This is a genomic window from Lacrimispora sp. 38-1 (genome assembly GCF_049890855.1).
Taxonomy (GTDB): domain Bacteria; phylum Bacillota; class Clostridia; order Lachnospirales; family Lachnospiraceae; genus Lacrimispora.
In genome coordinates this window covers 184,481-209,536 of record NZ_JBANEW010000095.1, presented here as the reverse complement: position 1 = coordinate 209,536, position 25,056 = coordinate 184,481, and the positions used below count along the sequence as shown (strand labels likewise).

At 41.5% G+C, this 25,056-nt stretch carries 19 protein-coding genes and 1 pseudogene; 7 read left to right on the top strand and 13 right to left on the bottom strand.

Translation table 11 applies throughout. The annotated features are described in order from the left end of the window. Positions 1–8: 8 nt before the first annotated feature. The gene (locus V7D18_RS24715) at positions 9–3,875 is read right to left on the bottom strand and encodes a DNA-directed RNA polymerase subunit beta (protein WP_426158411.1); all 3,867 of its coding nucleotides are present in this window, start codon (positions 3,873–3,875) and stop codon (positions 9–11) included. A gap of 208 nt (positions 3,876–4,083) precedes the next feature. Between V7D18_RS24715 and V7D18_RS24710 the strand changes: the two genes are divergently transcribed. Continuing rightward, complete coding sequence (locus V7D18_RS24710; protein WP_117417327.1) at positions 4,084–4,533, top strand: hypothetical protein; 450 nt, start codon at positions 4,084–4,086, stop codon at positions 4,531–4,533. 233 nt (positions 4,534–4,766) lie between these two features. After that, positions 4,767–5,387, top strand: a complete 621-nt coding sequence (locus V7D18_RS24705; protein WP_426158409.1) for a superoxide dismutase — start codon at positions 4,767–4,769, stop codon at positions 5,385–5,387. A 79-nt stretch (positions 5,388–5,466) separates the two neighbouring features. Here V7D18_RS24705 and V7D18_RS24700 read toward each other — a convergent pair whose 3' ends face one another. The 6 genes from V7D18_RS24700 to V7D18_RS24675 form a co-directional block, all read right to left on the bottom strand. Continuing rightward, on the bottom strand, positions 5,467–8,517 hold the full coding sequence (locus tag V7D18_RS24700) for an efflux RND transporter permease subunit (protein WP_426158407.1): 3,051 nt from the start codon (positions 8,515–8,517) through the stop codon (positions 5,467–5,469). Position 8,518: 1 nt separating this feature from the next. Then, the gene (locus V7D18_RS24695; RefSeq protein WP_426158406.1) at positions 8,519–9,643 is read right to left on the bottom strand and encodes an efflux RND transporter periplasmic adaptor subunit; all 1,125 of its coding nucleotides are present in this window, start codon (positions 9,641–9,643) and stop codon (positions 8,519–8,521) included. Between the two features lie 56 nt (positions 9,644–9,699). After that, positions 9,700–10,923, bottom strand: a complete 1,224-nt coding sequence (locus V7D18_RS24690) for a TolC family protein (protein ID WP_426158404.1) — start codon at positions 10,921–10,923, stop codon at positions 9,700–9,702. Positions 10,924–10,936: 13 nt separating this feature from the next. After that, on the bottom strand, positions 10,937–12,073 hold the full coding sequence (locus tag V7D18_RS24685) for a TolC family protein (protein ID WP_426158402.1): 1,137 nt from the start codon (positions 12,071–12,073) through the stop codon (positions 10,937–10,939). Positions 12,074–12,289: 216 nt separating this feature from the next. Continuing rightward, positions 12,290–12,919, bottom strand: coding sequence for a TetR/AcrR family transcriptional regulator (locus V7D18_RS24680; protein ID WP_426158401.1), 630 nt, complete (start codon positions 12,917–12,919; stop codon positions 12,290–12,292). A gap of 135 nt (positions 12,920–13,054) precedes the next feature. Beyond that, positions 13,055–14,806, bottom strand: a complete 1,752-nt coding sequence (locus V7D18_RS24675; RefSeq protein ID WP_426158400.1) for a cell wall-binding protein — start codon at positions 14,804–14,806, stop codon at positions 13,055–13,057. Between the two features lie 232 nt (positions 14,807–15,038). On the opposite strand from V7D18_RS24675, the gene V7D18_RS24670 reads away from it, so the two are divergent. From V7D18_RS24670 to V7D18_RS24660, 3 genes are all read left to right on the top strand, one after another. Next, entirely contained in the window at positions 15,039–15,902 is an 864-nt protein-coding gene (locus tag V7D18_RS24670; RefSeq protein ID WP_426158398.1) for a tyrosine-type recombinase/integrase, read from the top strand. A gap of 6 nt (positions 15,903–15,908) precedes the next feature. Beyond that, entirely contained in the window at positions 15,909–16,754 is an 846-nt protein-coding gene (locus V7D18_RS24665; protein ID WP_426158396.1) for a tyrosine-type recombinase/integrase, read from the top strand. Between the two features lie 75 nt (positions 16,755–16,829). Then, positions 16,830–18,050, top strand: coding sequence for an AAA family ATPase (locus tag V7D18_RS24660; RefSeq protein ID WP_426158395.1), 1,221 nt, complete (start codon positions 16,830–16,832; stop codon positions 18,048–18,050). Between the two features lie 91 nt (positions 18,051–18,141). Here V7D18_RS24660 and V7D18_RS24655 read toward each other — a convergent pair. Continuing rightward, a pseudogene (locus V7D18_RS24655) lies at positions 18,142–18,348 on the bottom strand (transposase); the annotation flags it as partial. 265 nt (positions 18,349–18,613) lie between these two features. Here V7D18_RS24655 and V7D18_RS24650 point away from each other — a divergent pair. After that, on the top strand, positions 18,614–19,039 hold the full coding sequence (locus V7D18_RS24650) for a hypothetical protein (protein ID WP_426158394.1): 426 nt from the start codon (positions 18,614–18,616) through the stop codon (positions 19,037–19,039). A gap of 543 nt (positions 19,040–19,582) precedes the next feature. Here the strand turns inward: V7D18_RS24650 and V7D18_RS24645 are convergent. Genes V7D18_RS24645 through V7D18_RS24635 form a run of 3 tightly spaced genes read right to left on the bottom strand, consistent with a single transcriptional unit; the run spans position 19,583 to position 21,939 of the window. Next, entirely contained in the window at positions 19,583–20,029 is a 447-nt protein-coding gene (locus V7D18_RS24645; protein ID WP_426158392.1) for a DUF1934 domain-containing protein, read from the bottom strand. 14 nt (positions 20,030–20,043) lie between these two features. After that, positions 20,044–20,862, bottom strand: coding sequence for a glutamate racemase (murI, locus tag V7D18_RS24640; RefSeq protein WP_426158391.1), 819 nt, complete (start codon positions 20,860–20,862; stop codon positions 20,044–20,046). A gap of 12 nt (positions 20,863–20,874) precedes the next feature. Further along, positions 20,875–21,939 (bottom strand): D-alanine--D-alanine ligase family protein, encoded by a 1,065-nt coding sequence (locus V7D18_RS24635; protein ID WP_426158389.1) that lies wholly within the window; start codon positions 21,937–21,939, stop codon positions 20,875–20,877. Between the two features lie 95 nt (positions 21,940–22,034). On the opposite strand from V7D18_RS24635, the gene spoIIR reads away from it, so the two are divergent. Further along, positions 22,035–22,688, top strand: coding sequence for a stage II sporulation protein R (spoIIR, locus tag V7D18_RS24630; RefSeq protein ID WP_426158387.1), 654 nt, complete (start codon positions 22,035–22,037; stop codon positions 22,686–22,688). Here spoIIR and V7D18_RS24625 read toward each other — a convergent pair. Continuing rightward, complete coding sequence (locus V7D18_RS24625; protein WP_426158386.1) at positions 22,666–23,883, bottom strand: TolC family protein; 1,218 nt, start codon at positions 23,881–23,883, stop codon at positions 22,666–22,668. The two genes, spoIIR and V7D18_RS24625, sit on opposite strands and share 23 nt — an antisense overlap. A gap of 4 nt (positions 23,884–23,887) precedes the next feature. Continuing rightward, positions 23,888–25,036, bottom strand: coding sequence for a TolC family protein (locus V7D18_RS24620; protein WP_426158384.1), 1,149 nt, complete (start codon positions 25,034–25,036; stop codon positions 23,888–23,890). Positions 25,037–25,056: the final 20 nt, after the last annotated feature.

Below are 25,056 nucleotides of genomic sequence, written 5' to 3'. Positions count from 1 at the left end.
CCCTTCTATTATTCTTCGTCTGAATCGTCAAATTCTACGTCATCGAAATCCTCAAAAGAATCGTCGACACCGTCCGCATCCTCTTCTTCATCAACATTTACCAGTTCATCATCCTTGAATTCCTGTTTCTGATAACCGTAGTCACCAAAGGATTCCTCGTTATGGTAATGTTTGTCGCCTTCAATGATGGATCTTAAATCAGTTTCTTCATAATCCATGCTTTCAGCAATCTGAACCTCTGTATTATCGTCACGCAGCACTCTTACATCGAGGGCCAGTGACTGAAGTTCCTTTAACAATACCTTGAAAGATTCCGGAATTCCAGGCTCAGGAATATTTTCACCCTTTATGATGGCTTCATAGGTCTTCACACGTCCTACCACGTCATCGGATTTCACTGTCATGATCTCCTGCAGTGTATAGGAAGCGCCATAAGCCTCCAGAGCCCAAACCTCCATCTCTCCGAAACGCTGGCCGCCGAACTGAGCTTTACCGCCCAGAGGCTGCTGTGTAACCAGTGAGTATGGTCCAGTAGAACGGGCATGGATCTTATCGTCAACCAGATGATGCAGTTTCAGATAATGCATGTGTCCGATGGTAACCGCACTGTCAAAGTATTCTCCGGTCCGTCCGTCACGGAGGCGGACTTTTCCGTCTCTGCTGAGCGGAACACCCTTCCACAGGCCTCTGTGCTCTAAATGTTCTCCCAGATATTCAATTACATCAGGTCTTAAGGACTCTTTATATTTTTCCTGGAAGTCTTCCCACTCCATATTTACGTAGTCGTTGGCTACATCCAGGGTATCCATAATATCAATCTCGTTTGCTCCGTCAAATACCGGTGTGGATACGTTAAATCCAAGTGCTCTTGCAGCAAGACTTAAGTGGATCTCCAGTACCTGACCGATGTTCATACGGGAAGGCACGCCCAGTGGGTTTAATACAATATCAAGAGGACGGCCGTTTGGCAGAAACGGCATATCTTCTACCGGAAGCACACGGGAAACAACACCCTTGTTACCATGACGTCCAGCCATCTTATCACCAACAGAAATTTTTCTCTTCTGTGCGATGTAAATGCGGACAGTCTGGTTCACACCCGGTGAAAGCTCGTCACCATTTTCTCTGGTAAACACTTTCGCATCAACGATGATACCGTAAGCACCGTGGGGCACCTTTAAGGAAGTATCACGTACTTCTCTTGCCTTCTCACCGAAGATGGCACGTAAAAGTCTCTCTTCTGCTGTCAGTTCAGTCTCTCCCTTTGGAGTTACCTTACCAACAAGGATATCTCCTGCACGGACTTCCGCACCGATACGGATGATTCCTCTTTCGTCCAGATCCTTTAACGCATCCTCGCCGACGCCAGGAACGTCACGGGTGATTTCTTCCGGTCCCAACTTGGTATCGCGGGCTTCTGCCTCGTATTCCTCGATATGGACAGAGGTATAAACGTCTTCCTGTACCAGTCTCTCACTTAAGAGAACCGCATCCTCGTAGTTATAACCTTCCCAGGTCATGAATCCGATCAGCGGATTCTTGCCGAGAGCGATCTCACCTTTTTGTGTGGAAGGACCGTCAGCAATAACGTCTCCCTTTGCTACATGATTATTCTTAAATACGATTGGCTTCTGGTTGTAACAGTTGGACTGGTTGCTTCTCTTAAACTTGGTTAAGCGGTAAACATCCTTTCCGCCGTCGGAATCTCTTTTGATAATAATTTCGTTAGAAGCGGAACGCTCTACCACACCGGAGTTTCTTGCAACGACGCACACACCGGAGTCAACGGCAGCTTTCGCTTCCATACCGGTTCCTACAACAGGAGCGTCGGTTGTGAGTAACGGAACGGCCTGACGCTGCATGTTTGATCCCATGAGCGCACGGTTCGCATCATCGTTTTCCAGGAAGGGGATCATGGCTGTCGCAACGGAGAATACCATCTTCGGAGAAACGTCCATCAAATCAATATTCTTTCTCTGGAATTCGGATGTCTCCTCACGGAAACGTCCGGAAATATTCTTATGAATGAAGTGTCCGTCTTCATCAAGAGGCTCATTCGCCTGAGCAACAACAAAGTTATCTTCTTCATCTGCTGTTAAGTAAACAACCTCATCGGTAACCACCGGATTGTTTGCATTGGTCTTATCTACCACGCGGTAAGGCGCCTCAACGAAACCATACTGATTTACTCTCGCATAGGTAGCGAGGGAGTTGATCAGACCAATGTTAGGACCTTCTGGTGTCTCAATCGGGCACATACGTCCGTAATGGGTATAGTGAACGTCTCGAACCTCGAATCCGGCACGGTCTCTGGAAAGACCACCAGGTCCCAGGGCGGATAAACGTCTCTTATGTGTAAGCTCAGCAAGCGGGTTATTCTGGTCCATGAACTGGGACAGCTGGGAACTGCCGAAGAATTCCTTAACAGCCGCAGTAACCGGCTTAATATTAATCAGAGACTGGGGTGTAATGCCATCCATATCCTGTGTTGTCATACGCTCGCGGACTACACGTTCCATTCTGGACAGACCGATCCGGTACTGATTCTGCAGCAGTTCTCCTACCGCACGGATTCTTCTGTTGCCCAGATGATCGATGTCATCTGCGTTTCCGACTTCTTCTTCCAGATGCATGTTATAGTTGATGGAAGCAAGAATATCTTCTTTTGTAATATGCTTGGGAATCAGTTCATTCACATGTCTGTGAAGAGCCTTCTTTAATGCTTCTTCATCGTCGTTTCCAACTTCTGACAGAATTTTTTCAAGGGCAGGATAGAATACTAATTCTGTAATCCCCGCATCCTTTGGATCAAATTTTACATGTGCTGACAAGTCAACCATTAAGTTGGAAAGAACCTTCTGTTTGCGCTCCACGCCTTCCAGCCATACGAAAGGAACAGCTGCATTCTGGATGTCTGTCGCAAGCTGCTTGTCTACAGTCGTTCCAGCCTCAGCTAAGATTTCGCCGGTTGTGGTATCCACCACATTCTCAGCCAGAACATGACCTGTTATACGGTTTTTAAAATGAAGCTTTTTATTGAATTTATATCGTCCGACTTTGGCCAGATCGTACCGTCTTGGGTCGAAGAACATACTATTTAACAAACTTTCAGCACTATCAACAGATAAAGGTTCACCTGGGCGGATCTTCTTATATAATTCCAATAAGCCGTCCTGGTAATTATCAGAAGTATCTTTACCAAAACTGGCCAGTAATTTGGGTTCCTCACCGAACAGTTCAATGATCTCTGCATTGGTACCAAAACCAAGTGCACGGATCAGAACAGTTACCGGAACCTTTCTGGTTCTGTCCACACGTACGTAGAATATGTCATTGGAGTCAGTCTCATACTCCAGCCATGCACCACGGTTTGGAATTACCGTACATGCATATAATTCCTTACCTACCTTGTCGTGTTCGATACCATAATATATACCTGGGGAACGTACCAGCTGGCTAACAATTACACGTTCGGCACCGTTAATCACGAAGGAACCGGTATCTGTCATAAGCGGAAGATCACCCATGAAGATCTCATGTTCATTAATTTCATCTTTATCTTTATTGCAAAGCCTTACTTTTACCTTTAAAGGAGCTGCGTAAGTTGCATCTCGTTCTTTGCATTCTTCTATTGTGTACTTGATGTCATCCTTACATAATGTAAAATCGACAAACTCAAGACTTAAGTGTCCAGCAAAGTCTGCAATTGGAGAGATGTCTTCAAAGACTTCCTTCAATCCTTCATCAAGGAACCACTGATAGGAATTCTTCTGAATCTCAATCAGGTTTGGCATCTCAAGCACTTCTTTTTGTCTTGAGAAACTCATTCTCAGGCTCTTACCGGCCGGGACCGGACGCATTCTGCTTTTCTCCATTGACGTTTCACCCCTGTTTTCTTTCTATTCATTTCTGTTTTGGGCATAAATGTCCCATTAAGGCACACAAAGCCACAATAGTGCACATTCCATAATATCATAGTGCTGTCAAGGTGTCAAGCATTTTTTACTTGTATTTCCCAGTAAAATGTGTTATACTATTGCAGATAGGCCCAATTTACAATATGAACTATTGGAGGTATTCCCGGTGAGCACATTTTTAAACGTATTATTAGTGATTCTTTTCATCGTAGTGATAGCTCTGGCAGTCCTTTACTTTCTTGGAAGAAAGCTGGAAAAGCGTCAGGTAGAACAGCAGCAGGCACTGGAAGCTGCGGCACAAACCGTTTCCATGCTTGTAATTGATAAGAAAAAGATGAGGCTAAAGGATGCCGGGCTCCCAAAGATTGTGTATGAACAAACACCAAAGTACATGCGCCGTACAAAGCTGCCGATCGTAAAAGCAAAGGTCGGTCCAAAGGTGATGACATTAATTGCAGATGCAAAGGTTTTCGACGTGCTTCCTGTTAAGACAGAGGCAAAGGTTGTGATTAGCGGTATCTACATAACCGAAATCAAAAGCCTCCGCGGCAAAGCAGTTCCTCCGGCGCCAAAGAAGAAATCTTTTTGGGACAGGTTTAAAAAGAACAACCATTAGACCAGGTTACGATTCCTATCACCGGAACGTCTGTGACAGATGCCGATGAGCGATTAAATTCGTTCATCGGCATTTTTATTAGTCTTTAATTATAATATTTTTAAAATGTCAGATAAATCTATTGACAGCATAGAAATATATGATATAATCAGTTTACAAGGTAGTTAGTAATAGCTAACCAAAATCCAAATATTATACTTAAATATAAATAAGAACCCGAAAGGAGAACAACTATGTTTGAACAAATTTTATTACCTTATAAATATGAAGCTTTAGAACCCCATATCGATGCCCTTACAATGGAAACACACTATTCCAGGCATCATGCAGCTTATACAAAAAATTTAAATGATGCGGCACAGATTGCCGGAGTTGAGAATATGGACATTGTTTCCCTTCTCGCCTCTCTCGATCAGATTCCGGATGAAGCACTGAGAAAAACAATCAGGAATAATGGAGGCGGCTATTATAATCACAACTTATATTTCTCAACTATGAGTCCTGATGGAGGCGGTGAGCCGGAAGGCCCTTTAAAAGCAGCTCTGGATGACGCTTTTGGAAGCTTTTCACAGTTTAAGGTTCAGCTAAGTGCCCTGGCAGCCGGACAGTTTGGATCTGGCTGGGGATGGTTATCAGCCGATAAGGCCGGGAAGCTTTATCTGTCAGCAAGTCCTAACCAGGACAATCCGCTGATGGAAGGCGGCGGTAAGGTCCCCATACTGGGAATAGACGTCTGGGAACACGCCTACTATCTTAAATATAAGAATTTAAGGGCTGACTACATCAAAGCGTTCTTCGATGTAGTAAACTGGAAGGAAGTATCTAATAATTATGATAATGTAATAAAAAGTTAAACATAACATTAAGGAGGGAGAACAAATCTGTTTTCCCTCCTTTGTTTTACTATCAAAAATGTTTGTTTAACAGTTTAAATCAGTCACATACCAGCTCACCTTCACCACCGATTTTCTTGCGGCCCATTTTATAAACAACGCGGTAGAATGTCGGAAGCAAAAGAAGTGTTAAAGCTGTAGATGCAAGTAATCCACCCACGTTAACCAAAGCGAGTCCCTGCATCATCTTTCCTGATTTACCATACGCAAGTGCATTGGGAACCATGGATATGACTGTGGTCAGGGTAGTCATGAAAATAGGTCTCATACGAATTGCACCTGCTTCCACCAGAGCTTTGTCTAACGGCATTTCTTTAAGCATCTGGTTAACCGTCTCAACATACAGGATACCATTATTTACAACGGTACCGACAAGCATCAAAAATCCCAGCATGGATACCATATCAATCGGGCAGTCAGCAGAATACAGAAGACCGAAAGAACCGATCAGACTGAACGGAATCGAAGTCATTACCATGGCAGAATATTTAGGTGACTCAAACTGAATCGCCATAACAATAAATACCAGGAAAATACCAGTGATCAAAGCGCCTCCCAATGCTGCAAGCTCTTCATTCATTATCTTATCCAGATCATTGGTCATAGGCCTCACGCCTGCCGGCAGTTTCCAGTCTTTCACAAATTTTTTAACATTATTTTCCGCAGTTTTCATATATTCTGCCTGCGGCTGCATGGTAATGGCAACCTTATATTGTTTATCCTTTCTCTCAATCTGCCTCGGACTGTCTTTATAATAGATATCAGCCAGATCGCTGAGCGGAAGCGTTGTTCCTGTGGCAGTTGTTATCATCATTCCCTGCAAATCCTCTATAGCATCATATTTATCCGGAGCAAACTCCACCTTAACATCTATATCCTCTCCGTCAACACGAATTGTTGATGATTTAACTCCGCTTAAACTGGAATATACACTGGAACCAATCAGAGCCGGAGTCAATCCTTCTGCCTGTGCTTTTACCGGGTCAACACGTACTTTTACAACAGGCGCTGCGTTCTCCACGCTTGAATGAACCTGCATAACATCTTTTCTCTTCTGCAGCTCAGCAACCAGGTCTGCACCAGCCTTTTTCAACGTTTCATAATTGGTACCCTGCAGGTCAATCTCAATCTCATCGCCAGACTGCATGGCACTGGACATGGTAGTACTTCCTTCTTTTAAGGTTACGGAACAATCTTTAAAATCCGTCACCGTTCCTCTCCACTTATCAATTACCTGATCCGTGGTAAGTTTCCGCCCATCTTTCAGATAAGCATTCAGGGTTACATCGCTGTCAGATTTTATGCTCAGTCCTCCGGAACCATAAGTTATGAGATAATGATCTACATTTTCATCTTTGGAGACAAACTCTTCCAGACCTGCTACTGACTGATTAATGGCATCAACAGAAAGACCTGGCTTTGTTTTTATAGTCATACTGACAATACCCTCATCGACAGAGGTCATTAAATCCACTCTCAGTTTGGAAGCCATTCCAAATGCAGCTGCTAAAAGCAGTATACTTATCCCAAATACCAGCTTCGTCTTAGTTATAAGAGAGGGTATGTGTTTTCTATACCAGTTCTGCAAAGACTTGATAAGACCGTTTACCGGAGCCTTTTCTTTTTCTACCGGGTGCCAGTGTACAAAGCTTAACGGCACAATGGTTACGGCCGAAAATAAAGATGCAATCATACAAAATACAATCGTATAACCCAGCTGTTTGAATAACTGTCCTGACATTCCGCTTAGAAAGACCAGAGGGAAAAATACTACGCAGGTCGTGATTGTACCGCCGGTTATGGACCCTACCATCATCCGGCTGCCTTCTATTGCAGCATCAAAGTAATTTTTCGTTTCTTTTGCACGGAAACATCCATCCAAAACATTGATGGAGTTATCAACCATCATACCTACACCAAGTACCAGAGATGTAAGGGAGATAACATTTAAAGAAAAGCCCATGGCACTCATACAAATCAGGGACAGCACCACAGATATGGGAATAGAGGTACCTACTATGACAGATGCTCTCAAATCTCCGTAAAACAGGAACAGGATAATCATGGAAAGGATAATAGCCATGACCATGGTTTCCACTACGTTTGATATGGAATCCATAATTACTTCGCTGGAATCATTGACGACCGTAATTTTGACACCTGGATTTTCAGCTAATATCTCTCCGATTTGTTCGGTAACCTGTTTTGAAACTTCGATCGCAGTAGCATCAGACTGCTTCTTTATATCAAGAGAAATGATGTTCTCTCCGTTATAACGTCCGATAGAGTCCTTGTCTTCCAGGGCATCAAATACGTCTGCAATATCCGACAAATGTATGGTATCGCCATTTGCAAGCGGGACTGCAATCTTTTTTAAGCTTTCTGTATTATCATAATCATTTCCCACACTGACATTGAGATTTTGTCTGCCAACATCAATATCTCCGGCAGGAATTGTAAAATCTGCAGCACCCACTATTTTAGCAACTGCCGGCATGTTTAAATGATACTGTTCTAATTTATCCGGATCCAGCTGAACACTTACATAACTTTCCTGTCCGCCGGCAATGGATACTTCACTGACTGAGCTGAGCTTTTCAAACTCCGGAACGATTTTATTATCCACATATGTATACAGATTTTGACCTACATTTCCGCTGACTGCCAGTGTAACTGCAGCTTCTGAAGTCAGATTTAATTCCAGAATTTTGGGTTCCTCAATATCATCAGGCATATCATTACGGATTCCATCGATTGCTTTTTTCAGATTAATATAAGCTGTATCGATGTTTGTTCCGTATTCATACTTTACTAATACAATTGATACATTCTCTTTTGAATAAGAGTTAATGGTATCAACGCCATCCAGAGATGATATGGCGTCTTCCTGCTTGGTAGTAATTAAGTCATTTACATCCTCCGGGCTGGCTCCTACATAAACAGTACCGATAACCAGCATGGGAAGATCCATTTCAGGAGTGAGTTCTACTTTTGTACCCAATAAAGACTGAATTCCAAAATAAGCGATCGTAATCAGGCAGAGTATAATGGTTACCGGCCTTCTTACTGCAAATTTTGTCAAATTAACCATATTATTCACCTACCTTCGAGTCCGCATTGGCAGGTGTCACTGTCTCTTCTTCCGATTCCTGCGCTTCTTTATTATCTTCTCCCAGCAGAACCTCCGTCCCATCAATCAGTTCATTGCTCCAACTGGTTATCACCTTGCTGTCATTTGTAATTCCGGATGTTACTTCCATTCTTTCGTTATCATATATTCCGGTAGAAATTTCTGTTTTTTTCGCAATTCCATTATCGTAACAGTAAACAAAGGGCACCCCTGCATCGTAACTGACTGCGTCAACAGGAATCGTCATGACTCCTGTCGCCTTACTCATGACAACAGTAATTTTGACCCGTGTTCCCGTTGTCAGACCTTTTGAATCAGCAAGCACTGACTTTACGTCATAGAGACCGGTTTCGCCATTAACCACTGAACTGATTTCCGTAACCGTTCCTTCATATTTCACTCCATTTTTTTCTACTGTTATGGAGTCGTTAACCGCCATATTCTGTAAAGTTTTTTCTGTAATTCCAAACGTTATCTGAATCTGATTTGTTCCTGAAATTTTACAGATTTCTGATCCCACCGCAATATGGTCATGTGGTTCAACCGTTCGTGATTCTACCACACCGCTGATAGGAGCAGTCACTGTGGTATATTCAAGCTGCAGATCATACTGGTTTTTTGCTGCATCATATTTCAGCTTCGCATTATTTGCAGCATTCTGAGCCTGCTCCAGTGTCTCATGGGATACCGCACCAGTGGAATAAAGTGCCTCTGTTCTGGCAAGTGTATTGTGGCTGTCACTAACCGCTATGGCTGCAGAATCTACATTAATTTTTAAGGTTGTTAAAGCATCTGAATCAATTTTGCAAAGAGGCTGGCCGGCTTCTACCATGTCTCCTGCGTGAAAATAAACCTCCAGTACTTCTCCATTCATTTTAGGTTGCACGTTTGCCTTTAACTCCGGCTCCACTGTTCCCGTTAAGTCCGTGTACAGGGTTATATCCCCTGTCTGAGGCTGCTCTACTGACACAAGAGGCCGTGTTTCATACGGTATTTCTTCCTTTTTCTTCCCAAAGATACTTAATCCGATGATTCCGGCCGCTATTATTATAATTGCACCAAAAGCCAGTTTTTTCTTACTCTTCATCTCATATTCCTTTCTCAAAATCCCTTGATGTAAAATTTATGCTAATCATCTGAGTTTTAAAAATCCAGTATTCCCTGCGTTGCCCAGTAATATAGCTCCATAGCCTGGCGCAGAGACAGATCAGCATTTGTTTTATTCCCGTCTGCCTGATAGTAAGACAGCATTTGTCCCAAATACTCTATCTGACTGATGGAACCGTTCTGCATTTGTACTTCAGTTGCATTTTTTATAACAACTGCCTGGTCATATGCAGTGCGGGCCGCCTCACAGTTTTTCTTCTTTTCCATAATGTCCTGATACAGCTGTTCCATCTGAATTGACAGGTTCTGTTCCATCTGTTCCTCATTGCGGAATTTTGATTTCACTCTGGTCGTGCTTCTGTCTGTTTTCCTATGCCGTTCATCAATTAACGTATAATTATTGCGGATTGCCGACGCTGTATCCTCCTGCAGATTCAATTCATCAATTTTACTTAAATCCACTGGGGGAACAGTCTGAATCTGAGGCATTTCCTCCCCTGTCCAGCCTGTCAGCAGTTTTAGAGTTGATCCCAGATTTTCCACGGTATTGTCAAGGCTGGCAAGCGAGCTTTCTGCAGACAGGAGATTTTTTTTTGCGGCAATCACCTCTGCATCAGTCGCCATACCCAGACCCTGCATAGAGACAGTAGCAGAATAAAGTTTTTCGTACATTTCCGTCATAGTCTGCAGTGTTTTTTTCTGAGCTGAAGCCATATTGTAGCCGATCATTGCCTGCTGGGCTCCATTAGTCAGCTGTTTTGCACCTTTCCTGACCGGTTCATAGGAAGAGGCGTCGGATTTGGTGTTATCATTATAGGCTCTGCTAATCTTATCACCGGCGCTTTTCATGGCCTTTTCATAGGCCCGGAGAGTGGCATACAGGATCTGGCCGTCCATTGTGGCCAGACCTCCTTCATCCCTTACATCATCCGCGTCATCTTTAAAGTCTTCTGCATCATGGTAGGCTGCCATATACTGATCCTTCACATCATCCATAGCAGACCAGTACATCTCATTTGCAGAAACCATATTGGGATTAAACAGCTTAATCCTGTCTCCCAGTTCGTCATATTCCAGAACATTATCTTGAATCAATTCCCACTGTTTTTCATTATATCCATCCGGGACCGCATTTTCTGCTTTTCCAGGCTCTTTCATACCAGCTGCAAATGCCGGCAGCACCATGGCATTTCCCGCCATGGATACAAGAGCAGCTGTAAGCAGGACAGCATGCCACTTATTACTCATTTTCCAACGCATGGTTTTATCCTCCTTACTGTACGGATGCCATACCGTTCACCGACCAGTTATACATTTCCATGGTCCAGAACCAATCCATATCAGCAATTTTTAACGCATTCTGTTTTGTCAGATAATCGGTCTGCTGCTGCAAATATTCCAGCTGCCCTATAGTGCCCAGACTGTTTTTCTGTGATGCGATTTCCATTTTTCTTGATTCTTCCTCTAAAGCACTTTGTGCTTCTTTATAAGCAACTTCAGCCTGCAGAACATCACGGTATTTCTTATCCAGATCTGTACCTATTTTTTCTTTATTATCCTTGATCTTAATCCGATAAGAGTCTTTCACCACTTCTGATACTGCATTTTCCAGCTTTCTCTGGTTCATTTTAAGCTCATAATTACTGTCAGCTGCTTTGGAATAATCTGAATCAGGATTCATATTGGAAATTCTTGCCGGATCTGCAGCCGGTATCTGTCTCATATCAGGGGAAGCCTGGTATCCCCAGCCCAGCATAACGCAAAGGGTCTGTTTCAGCTTACTGATGGATGCTTCTGTCTGAATAACAGCAGTCTCTGTTTTTTGAAGATTATTCCTGGCATTCAGCACATCTACATTTGTTGAGGATCCGATGTCTCTCTGAACTTCTGTCACCCGAAGCACTTCTGTGAGCAGTTTCTGATTCTGTTTTAGGACCTCCAGGTTAAGAATGGACTTATAATAAGAAATCATGTTAGACTGTGCCATAATGGCCAGATTTTTTTCGGTCTGGAGATTGGAATACCTCATTACCTCTAAGTCAAACACGTTATCATCTGCTTTTTTCTCCAATGACCGGGCCTGCGCCTCTGCCATGGCATCTGCCAGGTCATCGTCGCCAGTTATGTTACCGCGAAGGTCATCCGCATCATCCCGGTACGACCGTGCAACATCATCCGCGGTGGGATCATCTCTCTGCTTGGAATATTCTACCTGGTTATTTAAGACCGTCGCATTATATTCATGAATCAAATCTTCTATTTCTCCATATTCCATGGTATTGTCACGAAGTTTCTCCCATTCTGTATCCGAACGGGCAAATGTGGGACTGGCCAATGCTTCTTTCGGATAAGACATCAAAGCAGCCGTTAACAGCATCAGTAAAAATTGCATCTTTTTTTTATTCGTCATCACCATTATTCCTTTCCTGTATTTGAGGTTAACCATATCTTATGTACCCATTTAGGCAGCCTCACTTTATATACAAATGTAAGTTAATTGACATTTGTTATTTTTAGTGTAAGATAATTTTAGTATTATTTCAAGAATCAAAAGATGTTACAATGTAAATTAAGAGACAAATCCTATCAATCTGTTTCCGAAAAGGAAGAAACTTCCAATCTGCATTTATGTTCTTATGCGGACTCCCTCTTCTATTACCTGGAACTGATATTTAACCGAATGGAGAATCTCATCTATATCCGCTGATTCCATAAAATACATGGACATGGATTTCGCCACAAGGAAAAGCAGCAGTTCCAGTAATTCTGACAGTTCTCCACTGCTTGAAACCGGGCAGACAATATGATCCAGCTTCTCAAAACAGTAACGGACCAGTTCCTGTTCTTCTTTACTCTTATTAAAAAAATCCTTGAAGCCTATCATACTTGTTTCTGTCATCAATTTTGCATCTAAAAATATATTTTTGTAGAATATAAAATCCTGCTGCTCCCGTCCGTAATTGATCAATACCAGGATTGAATTCCAAAATACCTGATAAATATTACCTTCGCATAATTCAAGATTTTGAAAAAACCACCGTTTGCAGGTTTCCTGAAAATCACGCAGCAGATAAGCAAGCAAATCTTCCTTATCATCAAAATAAGTATAAAAACTTCCCCTGGAGATATCAGCCTCTTTTATAATCTGGTTTATCGAGACATCCGAAAAGGAAAATTTTGAAAATTCACGAATTGCCGCACGTTTTATTTTTTCACGTTTAATATCAGGCAAATGTAAAAAACGTTGTGTTGGCATAAGTCCTTCCACCTTTTTAATTATAAAAAATTCCTAAACTTTATTAAAAAAATGACAACTTGTCATCTTATAGTCAAAACATATGGCGGAAAATTTCCGCCATATGTTATATATGAAACCTTTATCAGAGCATAATTAGCTCTCTACATAGAGAGATGTGATATCATTACCCTTCTGATCGTAGCAACGGTCATCACCATCTTTTGCTTTATGCTTATTCTTCTGAACGGTACCAGAGGTATTTACAAGCTTATAAGTAATTCCGGCCTTTTTAGCATCTTCGTAATTGACATTATAATATTCATCATATTTGTCACTGCTATTTAACATGCTGTCATTACGTACAAGCCAGCTCTTGCCGTCTGCACTTGCCTTACCTTCTGCTTCCAGATCATCCATGAATTCATCTGTATCCAGAATGCTGTATCTTGTCTTTGTAACTCCATCCTCTTTAGTCTCTTTAATCTTAACTACAGAGTACTTATCATCCTTATCAGCCTCTAAAAGCATACCTGCCATATAGTATTTGTCATCGTCTATGCCAGTCTTGCCTGCACCTTTAAAGGTACCGGACTTGTTAAAGAAGAAGCTGAAGGTTTCACCGTCAATTTCAACATTCTGTTTATTTGTCTTCATGGAACCATCGTCACCGCTGCCAAAGTTGTAGCAGTAGTAACCTTCATCCAGCCAGTGATTTGCATTGTCTTTGAAACGGTCTTCTGTATCGAATGGGAAATCATCGTCATCATCATCCTTGATGTCAATGATGTCCTTATTTGGGTTATCCTCTTCGAATTTATAGAATTTCAGACCGCTCTTCATTCTTCCCTTTGTATCAAAAGCATACTTCTTGCCGTTAATGGTTTTGATTTCACCGGCAACCAGCTGTCCTTCATTGTCGGAATAGTACCAGTAATCTTCATCATCATTGTATTTCTCTAAATGCAGATTCTCATCCGGAACAACTTTAAACCAGCCCTTTGTAATTCTTGCGCCATCTTCCGGAGAACCAAAATATCTCCATTCTCTGGTATATGCATTAGCGCCCTGACCTGTAGAAGCTGTAGCAGCAGTTGCTGTTGATGTTGTTGCAGTTGCATCCCAAAGAATCCACTCTGCATTCATACGTCCCCACTCATCGAAGCTGTACTTCTTGCCATCGATGGTTTTTCCGTCTTTACTTGTCTGCTTCTTACCGTTGCTCTTAAACCAGAACCAACGCTCCTGCTCTTCATCATCAAAGGTATTATGACTGGAAACTCTGGCATTGCCATTTTTGGCAGCATCATCATAATCATCATCTGTAATCTCGATGCTTGCCCAGCCTAATGTCTTTGCTCCGTCATCTTCTTTACCGCAATAATAAAGTCCTTCTTTCCAGTCATCATCGCCGGTTTCTCTTTCGCCATCATCGTTGATCCAGCCATAAAGCATTTTGCCTTCGTCATCAAAGATATATTCTTTGCCGTTAATGGATTTAAAGGAAGCTGTATCGCTGCTGGTAGAGCTCTTATAAGCTTTACCATTGGAGCCAAAATAGTACCAGTTATTTACAGGCTCGTCATCGTCATCACTGCCGTCGTAATCTTCATTCTCCATGGAAACCCATTTATTGGTTACCATAGCTCCATTTTCGTCCACATAGTAATACTCATCATCGTATTCTACAATAACATCAGTGGACATCTCGCCATTTTCGTTTAAGTAGAACCAGTTGTCACCAGACTTCGCCCACTTCTCGGTTTCTTTGTCTCCGCTTCTGTTGTAGTACACCCATGTACCGTTCTCTTCCTGCCAGCCAGTAGCTGCGAAAGAAGACATGGAAGCACCTAATGCCAGCAGTGCTGCTGTAGATAAAACAGCAACTAATTTGGTCTGCTTTCTCATAATAAATGCACTCTCCTTTTTTTCTTTTTGAAATAATTCAGGTGAAATTCCTAATTGCATCACATGGCTATTATACTTCTAATATTGGAAATTATCGAAAGCAAAACCGGTTTTACCCACTATTTATGCTTTATTTTTACTATTTTTTCGAATTTTTCTTGATTTTTTAATGAACAGTTTATATACTTGTGTTAAACTGTATTTGTTTGATTCTAAAAGGAGATGGAAAGATATGACGAAAGGAAACGTAATAACTGAAATTACAACCGGGGACAAAAGCGTCGTAGAGCAAAGCCTTGATGATTTCCAGGAATATTTGAAAATCAACAATATGTCTGCAAATACCATTCATGTATATCTGTTTGCAGCAAGACAGTTTCTTGACCGCTATCATGTGATCAGCCATGATAATCTCATGCTCTATAAGTGCTACTTAATGGAGCATTACAAGCCTCAGACAGTGAATTTGAGAATCAGGGCGCTGAACTGCTATATGGAATCTTTAAAGCTTTCTTCTTCAAAAATGCTGATGATACGCGTCCAGCAGAAAACGTTCCTGGAGAACATCATCAGCCAGGCAGATTATGAATATTTAAAAAACTGCCTCATCCGCGATGGAAACATGCTGTACTATTTTGTGGTTCGGTTTATGGCCGCCACCGGAGTGAGGGTCAGTGAACTTGTAATGACAAAAGTGGAACATGTAAAATGCGGTTATATGGATATTTACTCCAAGGATAACAAAATAAGAAGAATTTACTTTCCTAAAAGCCTGCGTGTGGAAGCACTTAAATGGCTGGGGCAGATCAACCGTGTCAGCGGATACGTTTTCTTAAACCGATACGGTGAACCAATCACTCCCGCCGGGATACGCGGACAGCTTAAAAAATTTACCGCTCTTTACGGGCTGGATCCAAAGGTCGTTTACCCCCACTCCTTCCGTCATCGTTTTGCAAAAAATTTTATTGAGAAATGCGGAGATATCTCCATGCTTTCTGATATTCTAGGTCATGAAAGTATTGAAACAACAAGAATTTACTTACATAGAAGCAGTACGGAACAAAAACAAATTGTTAATCAGATTGTGAATTGGTAGGGAATTATGTTAAATGAAGAATTATTGAATGAATTTAAAAAATATTTAAAGAAAAAGAATCTGTCAGGTAACTCCATTACCGCCTATGCAGGCAGTGTGCGGCTTTTTTTCACCCTGCATGATGAGGTTACTCCTGAGAATCTTCAACAGTATAAGAGCTATTTAATTCCGCGGTACCGACCGGCAACCGTAAATCAGCGGATATATGCCATCAACCATTTTTCCCGGTTTCTGTCAGAGACAAGTGAAGCGGATTCCATTTTGTTGTCATCCTACCATCTCCCGTCTGTTAAAGTGCAGCAGAAAACTTTTCTGGACACAATTATTTCCAATGAAGATTATGAGATCTTTAAAGAGAGGCTGAAAGAAGAAAAGAATTATTTCTGGTACTTTATTGTACGCTTTCTAGCCGCTACAGGCGCCAGGGTCAGCGAACTGATTCAGATAAAGGAAGAGCATTTAAAGCTGGGTTATTTAGATCTGTATTCCAAGGGAGGAAAGATACGGCGTATCTACTTTCCTGATTCCCTTTGTGAAGAGGCACTGGCATGGTGTGCGGACCGCGGTGTCCGAAGCGGTTTTTTGTTTTTGAATAAAACAGGTCATTTGATTACCCCCAGAGGAATTAATTACCAGCTCAAGCATCTGGCCAGCCGCTATGGGATAGATCCTGATACGGTCTACCCCCATTCATTCCGGCATCGTTTTGCAAAGAATTTTTTAGCCCGCAATAATGACATTTCACTTCTTGCCGATTTAATGGGGCACGAAAGCATCGAGACAACCAGAATCTACCTGACTCGTTCCAGCCAGGAACAACAACAGCTCCTTGACGAAATTATCACATGGTGAGTGTATTTTTTTAATATTTTATGTTTCTTTTTTATTATTTTTGCGATATAATTTCAAAAAGGAGGATAAAACGCAATGCTTATTTCTTTTCGGTTTAAAAACTTCCGTTCCTTTTTGGACGAGACATTTATCAATATGAAGGCAGTCACCTATAAAGAACTTCCTGATCACCTGATTCCATTGGATAACCAGAAGCTGATAAAAACATTGGCTGTTTATGGACCCAATTCAAGCGGAAAAACCAACTTATTCCTTGCTATTGCCAGTTTTCACTCTTTAATTTTCTGGCAGCTTTTTCCCTCTCAGACGTCTAACCAAAATCGTTTCATTAATCTTTTACAGTTGACTTCCATGGACCGCATTATTCCCCATTATCAGGACAATTCGGAAACTCATCCTACGGAAATGGAAATATCTTTTATTAGCAGCAACAGAATTTACGAATATGGTTTTTCCATCTGTTCACAAAACATCATAACGGAACACTTAACAGTCGATAACCATCTTGTATTTTCACGAACTGCAGCGGAACTGTCCTACGGACGCTTCTACGAAAAATATATGCGTTCCAAATCAGTTATACGTCCGCATAGCAACCGGTTATTCTGTTCCATTTTATCTTCCCTGGATGTTCCTGAGATGACATCAATTATGAAACCTTTTGAAAACTTCTTTTCCTCTAAACTTCATTATTATTTTGATGATTTAGAGCTGCTTCAGATTCTTGGTAATACGCTAATGGATGGAAAGATATTTAAGATCCTTGAAAATCCGGAAGCCATCGAATTCAGCCTGTCCCAGCTTCGCAAGCTTGGGATACCTGTAGAAGACATTATTGTTGATAAGGGAATCCCCAAACTTGGATTTCTCACTAAATCCCGGTCAAACGGTCAGTCATTCATCAAATATATGGACATTATGGAGATATCCTCAGGTACGCTGAAAAATCTGTTTATGTTTTTAAGAATTTATGAGTTGAGTCAGAATGGTGGTATCCTGATGATTGACAGCATATCCAGCGAATTTCACCCCGCTGTCACCAAATTTATAGTTGATTCCTTTCAACAGGAATCAAACAAGAATGTACAGCTTATTTTCTCCACTCACGATATCTCAATTTTAAATAATCAGCAGTTCAGGCGTGATGAGGTTGCTTTTGTAGACATGAATGAATATGGCGAATCAAGGCTCTACACCCTGGCAGATATTAAGGTCCGGTCAGATGCAAGCTTTTCCAAGGACTATCTTCTTGGAAAATACGGTGCTGTCCCCCTTGTTAAGGATACAATCTTCTGACTTATAAATGGGTTCAGGCTGCTTATTTTTATAATGATAATTATTTGAAACTCGGTCAATTGCTTTTTTATAAAGTCAAATATATTTGTCTGTCCTCGTTGACTCCAATGGCAACAAGGATAGAGACGTTTTGGATTTCACCTCCCCAGCTACGCTTTAAGTAAACACCATCTACAAAGACATATGGATAAGAACCTGTAAGTTTGCGGCGTCTCCACATTTCAATGTGTTCATAGGCTTTTTTATTTAAATTGCTTATTGTTCCAGGTGAAACCTTGGTTCCCCATAACGCCTCGGTAAATTTTAGATAAAAGTAATTAATATCCTAAAAACGTGAGAAAGTCGATTTGAGTCAGATAATGCGACAAATAAAAGCGATTAATTAATATAAATATTGACTATGTAGTAAAAAAGTGAGAAGATGCAATTAGTAATTACTATCCCTATAACAATTACTAATTATATCTTCTTTAGGGGGGAGATATTTAATTATTAGATACATATTAGTTTTGTGAAATCCTAAATTAGGAATTACACATTTAAAAAGTTAAGGAGAGGTTAAGATGAATAAAAAGATTATTCATATTTTTATTTCAACATGTTTAATGCTTACTATGTCAACAACTACTGTATTTGCAGCTACTACTGAAATCGCAGGTACGTCCACTGCAATGTCGACTAATTTATCATCTAATATAAAAAGTAAAACATTTTACCACAATATATATAAAGATGGAGAATTAATTTTAAAAATCAAATCAAATGTAAGCGGTTTTTCTGACGGATCTTACACTAAATTCTATATTACTGATGTTTCTGTTGATCTTTCTGGTCCTATGGCAAATAAATGCCATGAAAAAACAACCTATACTTGTCCTGTTGCTGTGACGTCAATAACAACAGTGGATTCAGATTTAATCGCGGTAATGGGTTTTAGTATTACTAATAAAGGTAAAATTACATGTGATTTTAAAAAGTTTGTTAAATAAAAATTTGTATTATCGTTTTAGTGAACTTTTTTAAATACATCAGTATTACCAAAAATAGTATAGTGGTATAGAATGAAAAGAAAGTTTGTCGTAATGAATTGTTAATAAAAAACTCCATCTTTATTTAAGCAGTTTTTATTACTGCAACTTAAAGATGGAGTTTTGTTTTGTAATACATGATGCGAGTATTCAAATTAGAATACCGTTATAACCCTAAATGGGGCTATATCCTTACTAATAAAGTGGTTTTTTCATTAACACTCCATTCCTGATTGTAAAAATTTATCATAACTGAAATATTTTACCAAATCCCGGATAAGCGGCCAGTCATTTATCAAGTATACAGCAGATTCGGCGTGATGAGATAGCTTTTGCAGACATGAATAAATATGGGGAGTCAAGACTCTACACCTTGGCAGATATCAAGGTCCGGTCAGGCGCCAACTTTTCCAAGGACTATCTATTGGGAAAATACGGTGCAATTCCCATTGTTAAAGATACAATCTTCTAAGTAAAAAAAGGCATACTACAATGTCATTTTTTTTAACTCAGAAGATGAATATTGGCAGTATCCTTCGAACAGACCTCAAGCACAATATTACATTCTGAAACATGCTGGTAATTAATATCCAGTGTATAGTCCACCTGGACCTTTAAGCGGTCCTCTTCTTCAGCAATCCTGATATCATTGGTTCTGATCCCGATCATCAGCTCTCCAAATGGCGTTGCATAACAGGAAATGTTTTTCTTTTCCTTTTCAAAGGTCATATGAACACTGGTGCTTCCTCTTTTTATGATATCCATTCCAGACCTGTGGATCTTAATGGTGTTTCTGGTCACACCTTCCACCCCTTCCTGAACCTCATCATAAAGAATATAATGACTGCCGTTTTTCAAAAAATAATCGCCTCTTGTGATCATTTCCACAGCCTGATTATCCTCTTCCACGATCTGTGCACCGCTGATACTGATCAGAACATCTCTTGTCATAATGTATAACTCCTCTAAAACTCTTCTATATTTATTTGTCTCGTCTCTTTTACCTGGCCGGGAAGAATGGAAGCGGCAAAGCTTGTGAATTTTTCCGCCAGATCACTGACATAGAAATGATATTTATCAATGCTGCTTCCGTCATGATTACAGATAAGACCCTTTTCCTCCAGAACCTGCTTTAATTCCAGAGCTGTTTCATAGGCCGGATTAACCAACGTAACTTCCGGTCCCATCAGCCTGCCCACCGTAGAACGAAGAAGTGGATAGTGGGTGCAGCCTAATATAAGTGTATCAATGTATTTGCCTTTTAATTCGCTTAAATATCTGGATGCGATTTCATCGGTAACGGAATCGTGAAGCAGGCCTTCCTCCACCAGAGGGACCAGAAGCGGACACGGCTTTCCTGTAACTTCAATGTCCTCCCGCATTTCTTTTATCACTCTGGTATATACACCGCTTCTTATGGTTCCTTCGGTTCCAATGATGCCTATTTTTCCATTCTTAGTAGATTCAATCGCAGTTCTCGCTCCTGCGTGAATCACTCCGATGATGGGAATATCCAGATCATGTTCCACTGTTTCCAGTGCACAGGCAGTTGCCGTATTACAGGCAATTACAATTGCCTTTACATCCTGGGTCATCAGAAAGCGGATAATCTGTCTTGTAAAACGGATGACAGTACTGCAGGATTTGTTCCCATAGGGGACCCGTGCCGTATCACCGAAGTATACGATCCTTTCATCCGGCATCTGCCTCATGATCTCTCTTGCAACCGTAAGTCCGCCTACACCGGAATCAAACACTCCAATGGGAGAATTTCTGTCTGCCATAACATCTGCTCCTTAATCGTCAAACCGGCTCAAAGCGTCTTCCATCAGACGGTCCACGAGCTGGTCCTTGCTTATTCCTGCTGCCTCCCAAAGCATGGGATACATACTGATAGCCGTAAATCCCGGCATTGTATTAATTTCGTTAAATACAACCGTTCCATCTTTCTTCACAAAAAAATCTACTCTTGCCAGCCCGCAGCCGTCCACTGCCTGAAATACAGCTATTGCTGCTTCTCTGACCCGCTGTGCTGCCCCCTCCGGCAATACCGGATCAATGACAGTTTTTGAGTCCGCATTATGATACTTTGCGTCAAAGTCATAAAATTCTGCTGCCGCAAGAATTTCTCCCACACCAGAGGCCTTAACAGGCTGATTGCCGCCGCCCAGAACTGCGCATTCGATTTCTCTGCCAACGATCATCTCTTCTACCAGAATCTTTCGGTCATGTCTGGCTGCTTCCAGTAATGCTTCCTCCAGTTCCTTCCGGTCTGACGCACGGCTGACACCCTTTGAAGAACCCGCATTGGACGGCTTTACAAATACCGGATAATCAAACCGTTCTTCTACTCTGGTTAATACCTGCTCCATATTCTTTAACTGATGACGCATAACTGGTACATAGGCAGCCTGCAAAACCCCCAGCTCATCTACAATAATCTTTGTATATAATTTATCCATGGAAACAGCAGAGGAAAGAACGCCGCATCCCACATATGGAATTCTGGATAGCTCCAGAAGGCCCTGAACCGTTCCATCTTCGCCCATAAGGCCGTGAAGCACCGGAAATACCACATCTGCCTTAACAAGCTCTGTCTTATCCCCATCAAGCAGTACAACCGCACCCATTCCGGCGTCAGGTGAAAGTATGGCACTGATCCGTCCCTCTCTCCATGATCCGTCTTTGATTTCCTTTACAGATTCTGTTTTAATCCAGTGTCCTTCCTCAGTAATTCCAATCAAAAGCAGATTATATTTGTCTTTATTTATATGGTCTATCACATTGACAACTGACATACAGGAAACGACGTGCTCCGATGACTGTCCGCCAAATAATACAACCGCAGTTTTCTTACTCATTCCAGTCTCCTTAATAAATTCTTGATTTACAGCGTTTATATTATAGCACATATGGTTACAATTACAAATAGATTCCATAAAAAAGGAGGAACCCTATGAAACAGAAACGTGATTTATTCTTATGTATTACCTGCCTGCTCATTGCTTTTTTACTGACACTGGCAGATGGCAGATCAAATGATGAGGCCCTTGCCGCCCGGATCGCCCCTGAAATCCTGCGGTTTCATGTTTTGGCAAACAGCAATAGTACACAGGATCAGAATCTAAAGCTGAAAGTACGCACCATGCTTCTCAATTCAATATATGAAGACCTTGGCGAAAATGCATCCCTGGATGACACAAAAACCTATATCCGCTCCCACGAATCCATTCTGGAGAAAAAAGCAGAAAACTACATGAAGAACCTGGGATTTAATTATCCTGCACATATGGAGCTGACAGATTGCTACTTTCCAACCAAAACCTATGGGGATATGGTGTTTCCCTGCGGAACCTATGAAGCCGTAAGGGTAAAAATAGGCGAAGGAAAAGGACACAACTGGTGGTGCGTCCTCTATCCTCCGCTCTGTTTTACGGATTCTTCCTATGCAGTCGTACCTGATACTTCAAAAGAGATCCTGCGGCACTCCATAGATGAATCTGATTATTTAAAATTAAGAAAAGAACCTGTGAAAATCCATGTAAAGCTTAAAGTTTTGGATCTACTTCCTGTGAATAAAAAAACCGCTATTTCGCAGAATCCACAATGATTCCCTTTACAGCCCACTGGTAAGTAGTGTATGCCTGATACAGCTCTGCATATGCACTTTGCCTTGCACCCTCTGCCTGTAAAAATGCCATTTGAGACTGAAGATATGTAATTTTACTTAACATACCCATCTGAAAAGAACGCTCTGCTTTCCCTTTATCAAGCACTGCCTTCTCGTAGGAGGTATTGGCTGCTTCATAAGCGGCCTTTGCCTGCTTCAGATTCTGATAAAAAGATTGCATGGTGACTGCAACATTCTGTTCGCCTTCCGATACTCTTGCCTTTTTATTTTCCATTCCCGTAGAAGTCTTATCGGAATTGGTACGGCGCATATCGATAAGGGCATAATTGTTGCTTATGGCTTTTGCTGTATCGCTTTCAAGGTCCAGGTTGGAAATTGCTGACAGATCCAGTTCCGGGAGATCTCCTACATTTGGCAGAGAATCTAAGGAATACCCTGTCATTAGAGCCAGTGACCGCCGCAGACCATCAACCGTCTGTTCCAGGCTTAATACAGAAGCCTGGGTGGTAAGTACTTCCTTTTTTGCAGACAGGACATCATTTAGTGTTGCCGTACCAACTTGCTGACCTAATTGCTGAGCTTCATAAGCAGAATTACATACTTCCGATGCTTTTTGAAGCAGTGCCCGGTTTGCAACAGCGTTGTTATATCCGATCATAAGCTGATCGGCATAATACTCATATTGCCTTGAGGCCTGTGTAATACCGGAGTTGATCTTGGAATTGGATTGGTTAAGAGTTTTAAGGGTCCATTGTAACTTATCAGTCTGGGTCTTTATACTTTTTACTGTTCCCTCTAAAACCTTATATACAGGGATTCCATCTTCATTAGTTATACCAGTTGGCTTAAGTTCCTTCGCCTGATCCTCAAGTTCCTTTATTTTATTTTTCATTTCGATTCCTACAAGCTCATTATAAACGTACTTAAGATTATCTATATTCGAATTGGCAGAATCCACTATATTCTGCAAATCCGGATTAAAATACCGGACCAGGTCGGAAAGTTCACCAAATTCTATGTTGCTGTCATTTAATTTACTCCACTGTTCCGCTGTTATTCCCTCAGGGATCGGTTTTTCTGCCTGCCCCGGTCCAACAGCTCCATATGCGGGAGAAACCGAGGAAGCCGTTAACAGCGTGGCCAAACAGATAGGCCAAACTTTTTTATTTCTCATCTCATCAGCCTCCTGCCGAAGCTAGCCCGTTAACAGCATTGTCATAGGTCTGGACCGCCTGAAATAATGTAAGCTGAGCCTTCTTCATCAAATTATCTTTTGTATTATATACATTCTTTTGCTTCATGTAATCAAGTCTGCTTAAAGTTCCGATCTGCTGCTTATGCTCTGCTGTCTCCATATTCTTACTTTCCAGCTCAAATTCTCCCTTTGCCTGTTCATAAGAGGCTTTGGCTTGCTGAACAGCCTGATAGTTCTTTACAATCTCAGATTTTATATTCTGCTCATTGCTGAGAACCGTCCGCTTTAATGTTTCTTTCGTCAGTTCAGCCACCGCATTTTCCAGCTTTCTTTTATTGATTTTAAAAGTATAATTTTTTTCCAGCGCAGCATCTTTATCTGTTTCCGGATTCATCGCAGCAATATGTTCAAAATCAACAGCCGGTATATCCCTGATTTCAGGTGTATCGCTATACTTCCAGCCCAACATAACAAGAAGTTTTTGTCTTGTCTCTTCAATTGACCCGGTAAGTTTCTCAATTGAAGCCTGAGTGCTCTGAACACCTTCCTTGGCTGCAAGCACATCAGATAAGGTGGCCATTCCTGCACTTTGCTTTACAAGAATCGCCTGATATTGAGCTTCCATATATTCCAGGCTGTCTTTTGCTGACTCCAACTCTAATTTCTGTTGAAAATATGATATCATAGAGGACTGAGCAGAAGCTACCAGGCCAGCTTCCTGCTGGTCATAGGTGAGTTGGTGCACAGTTATATCTTCAGTAACCTTATCTGCGGCCTCTTCTGCCTGAGCTGCAGCCACCTGAGCCTGCGCATCTGCCACTGGATCATCGCCAGAGACATTGCTTCTGGCATCAAACGCCGCATCACGGTAGTACTGAGCATATTGATCCCGGGTAACTTTATCATCTTTTTTCTTGTCACTGATATCGAGCTGATTCTTATGAACCGTTACATTATACTCACGAATCAAACCTGCCAGTTCATCGTATTCCATCACATTATCTCTAAGCTTTGCCCACTCCTCAGCAGTCCTTGAAAACTCCGGATTTCCAGCCCAGACAGTCGATGCCGGTCCGGAGAAGGTCATCACGGCTGCCAGAGCAAATGCACCAATTTGTTTCCATTTCTTCATCCTAAATCCTCCTTAACTGG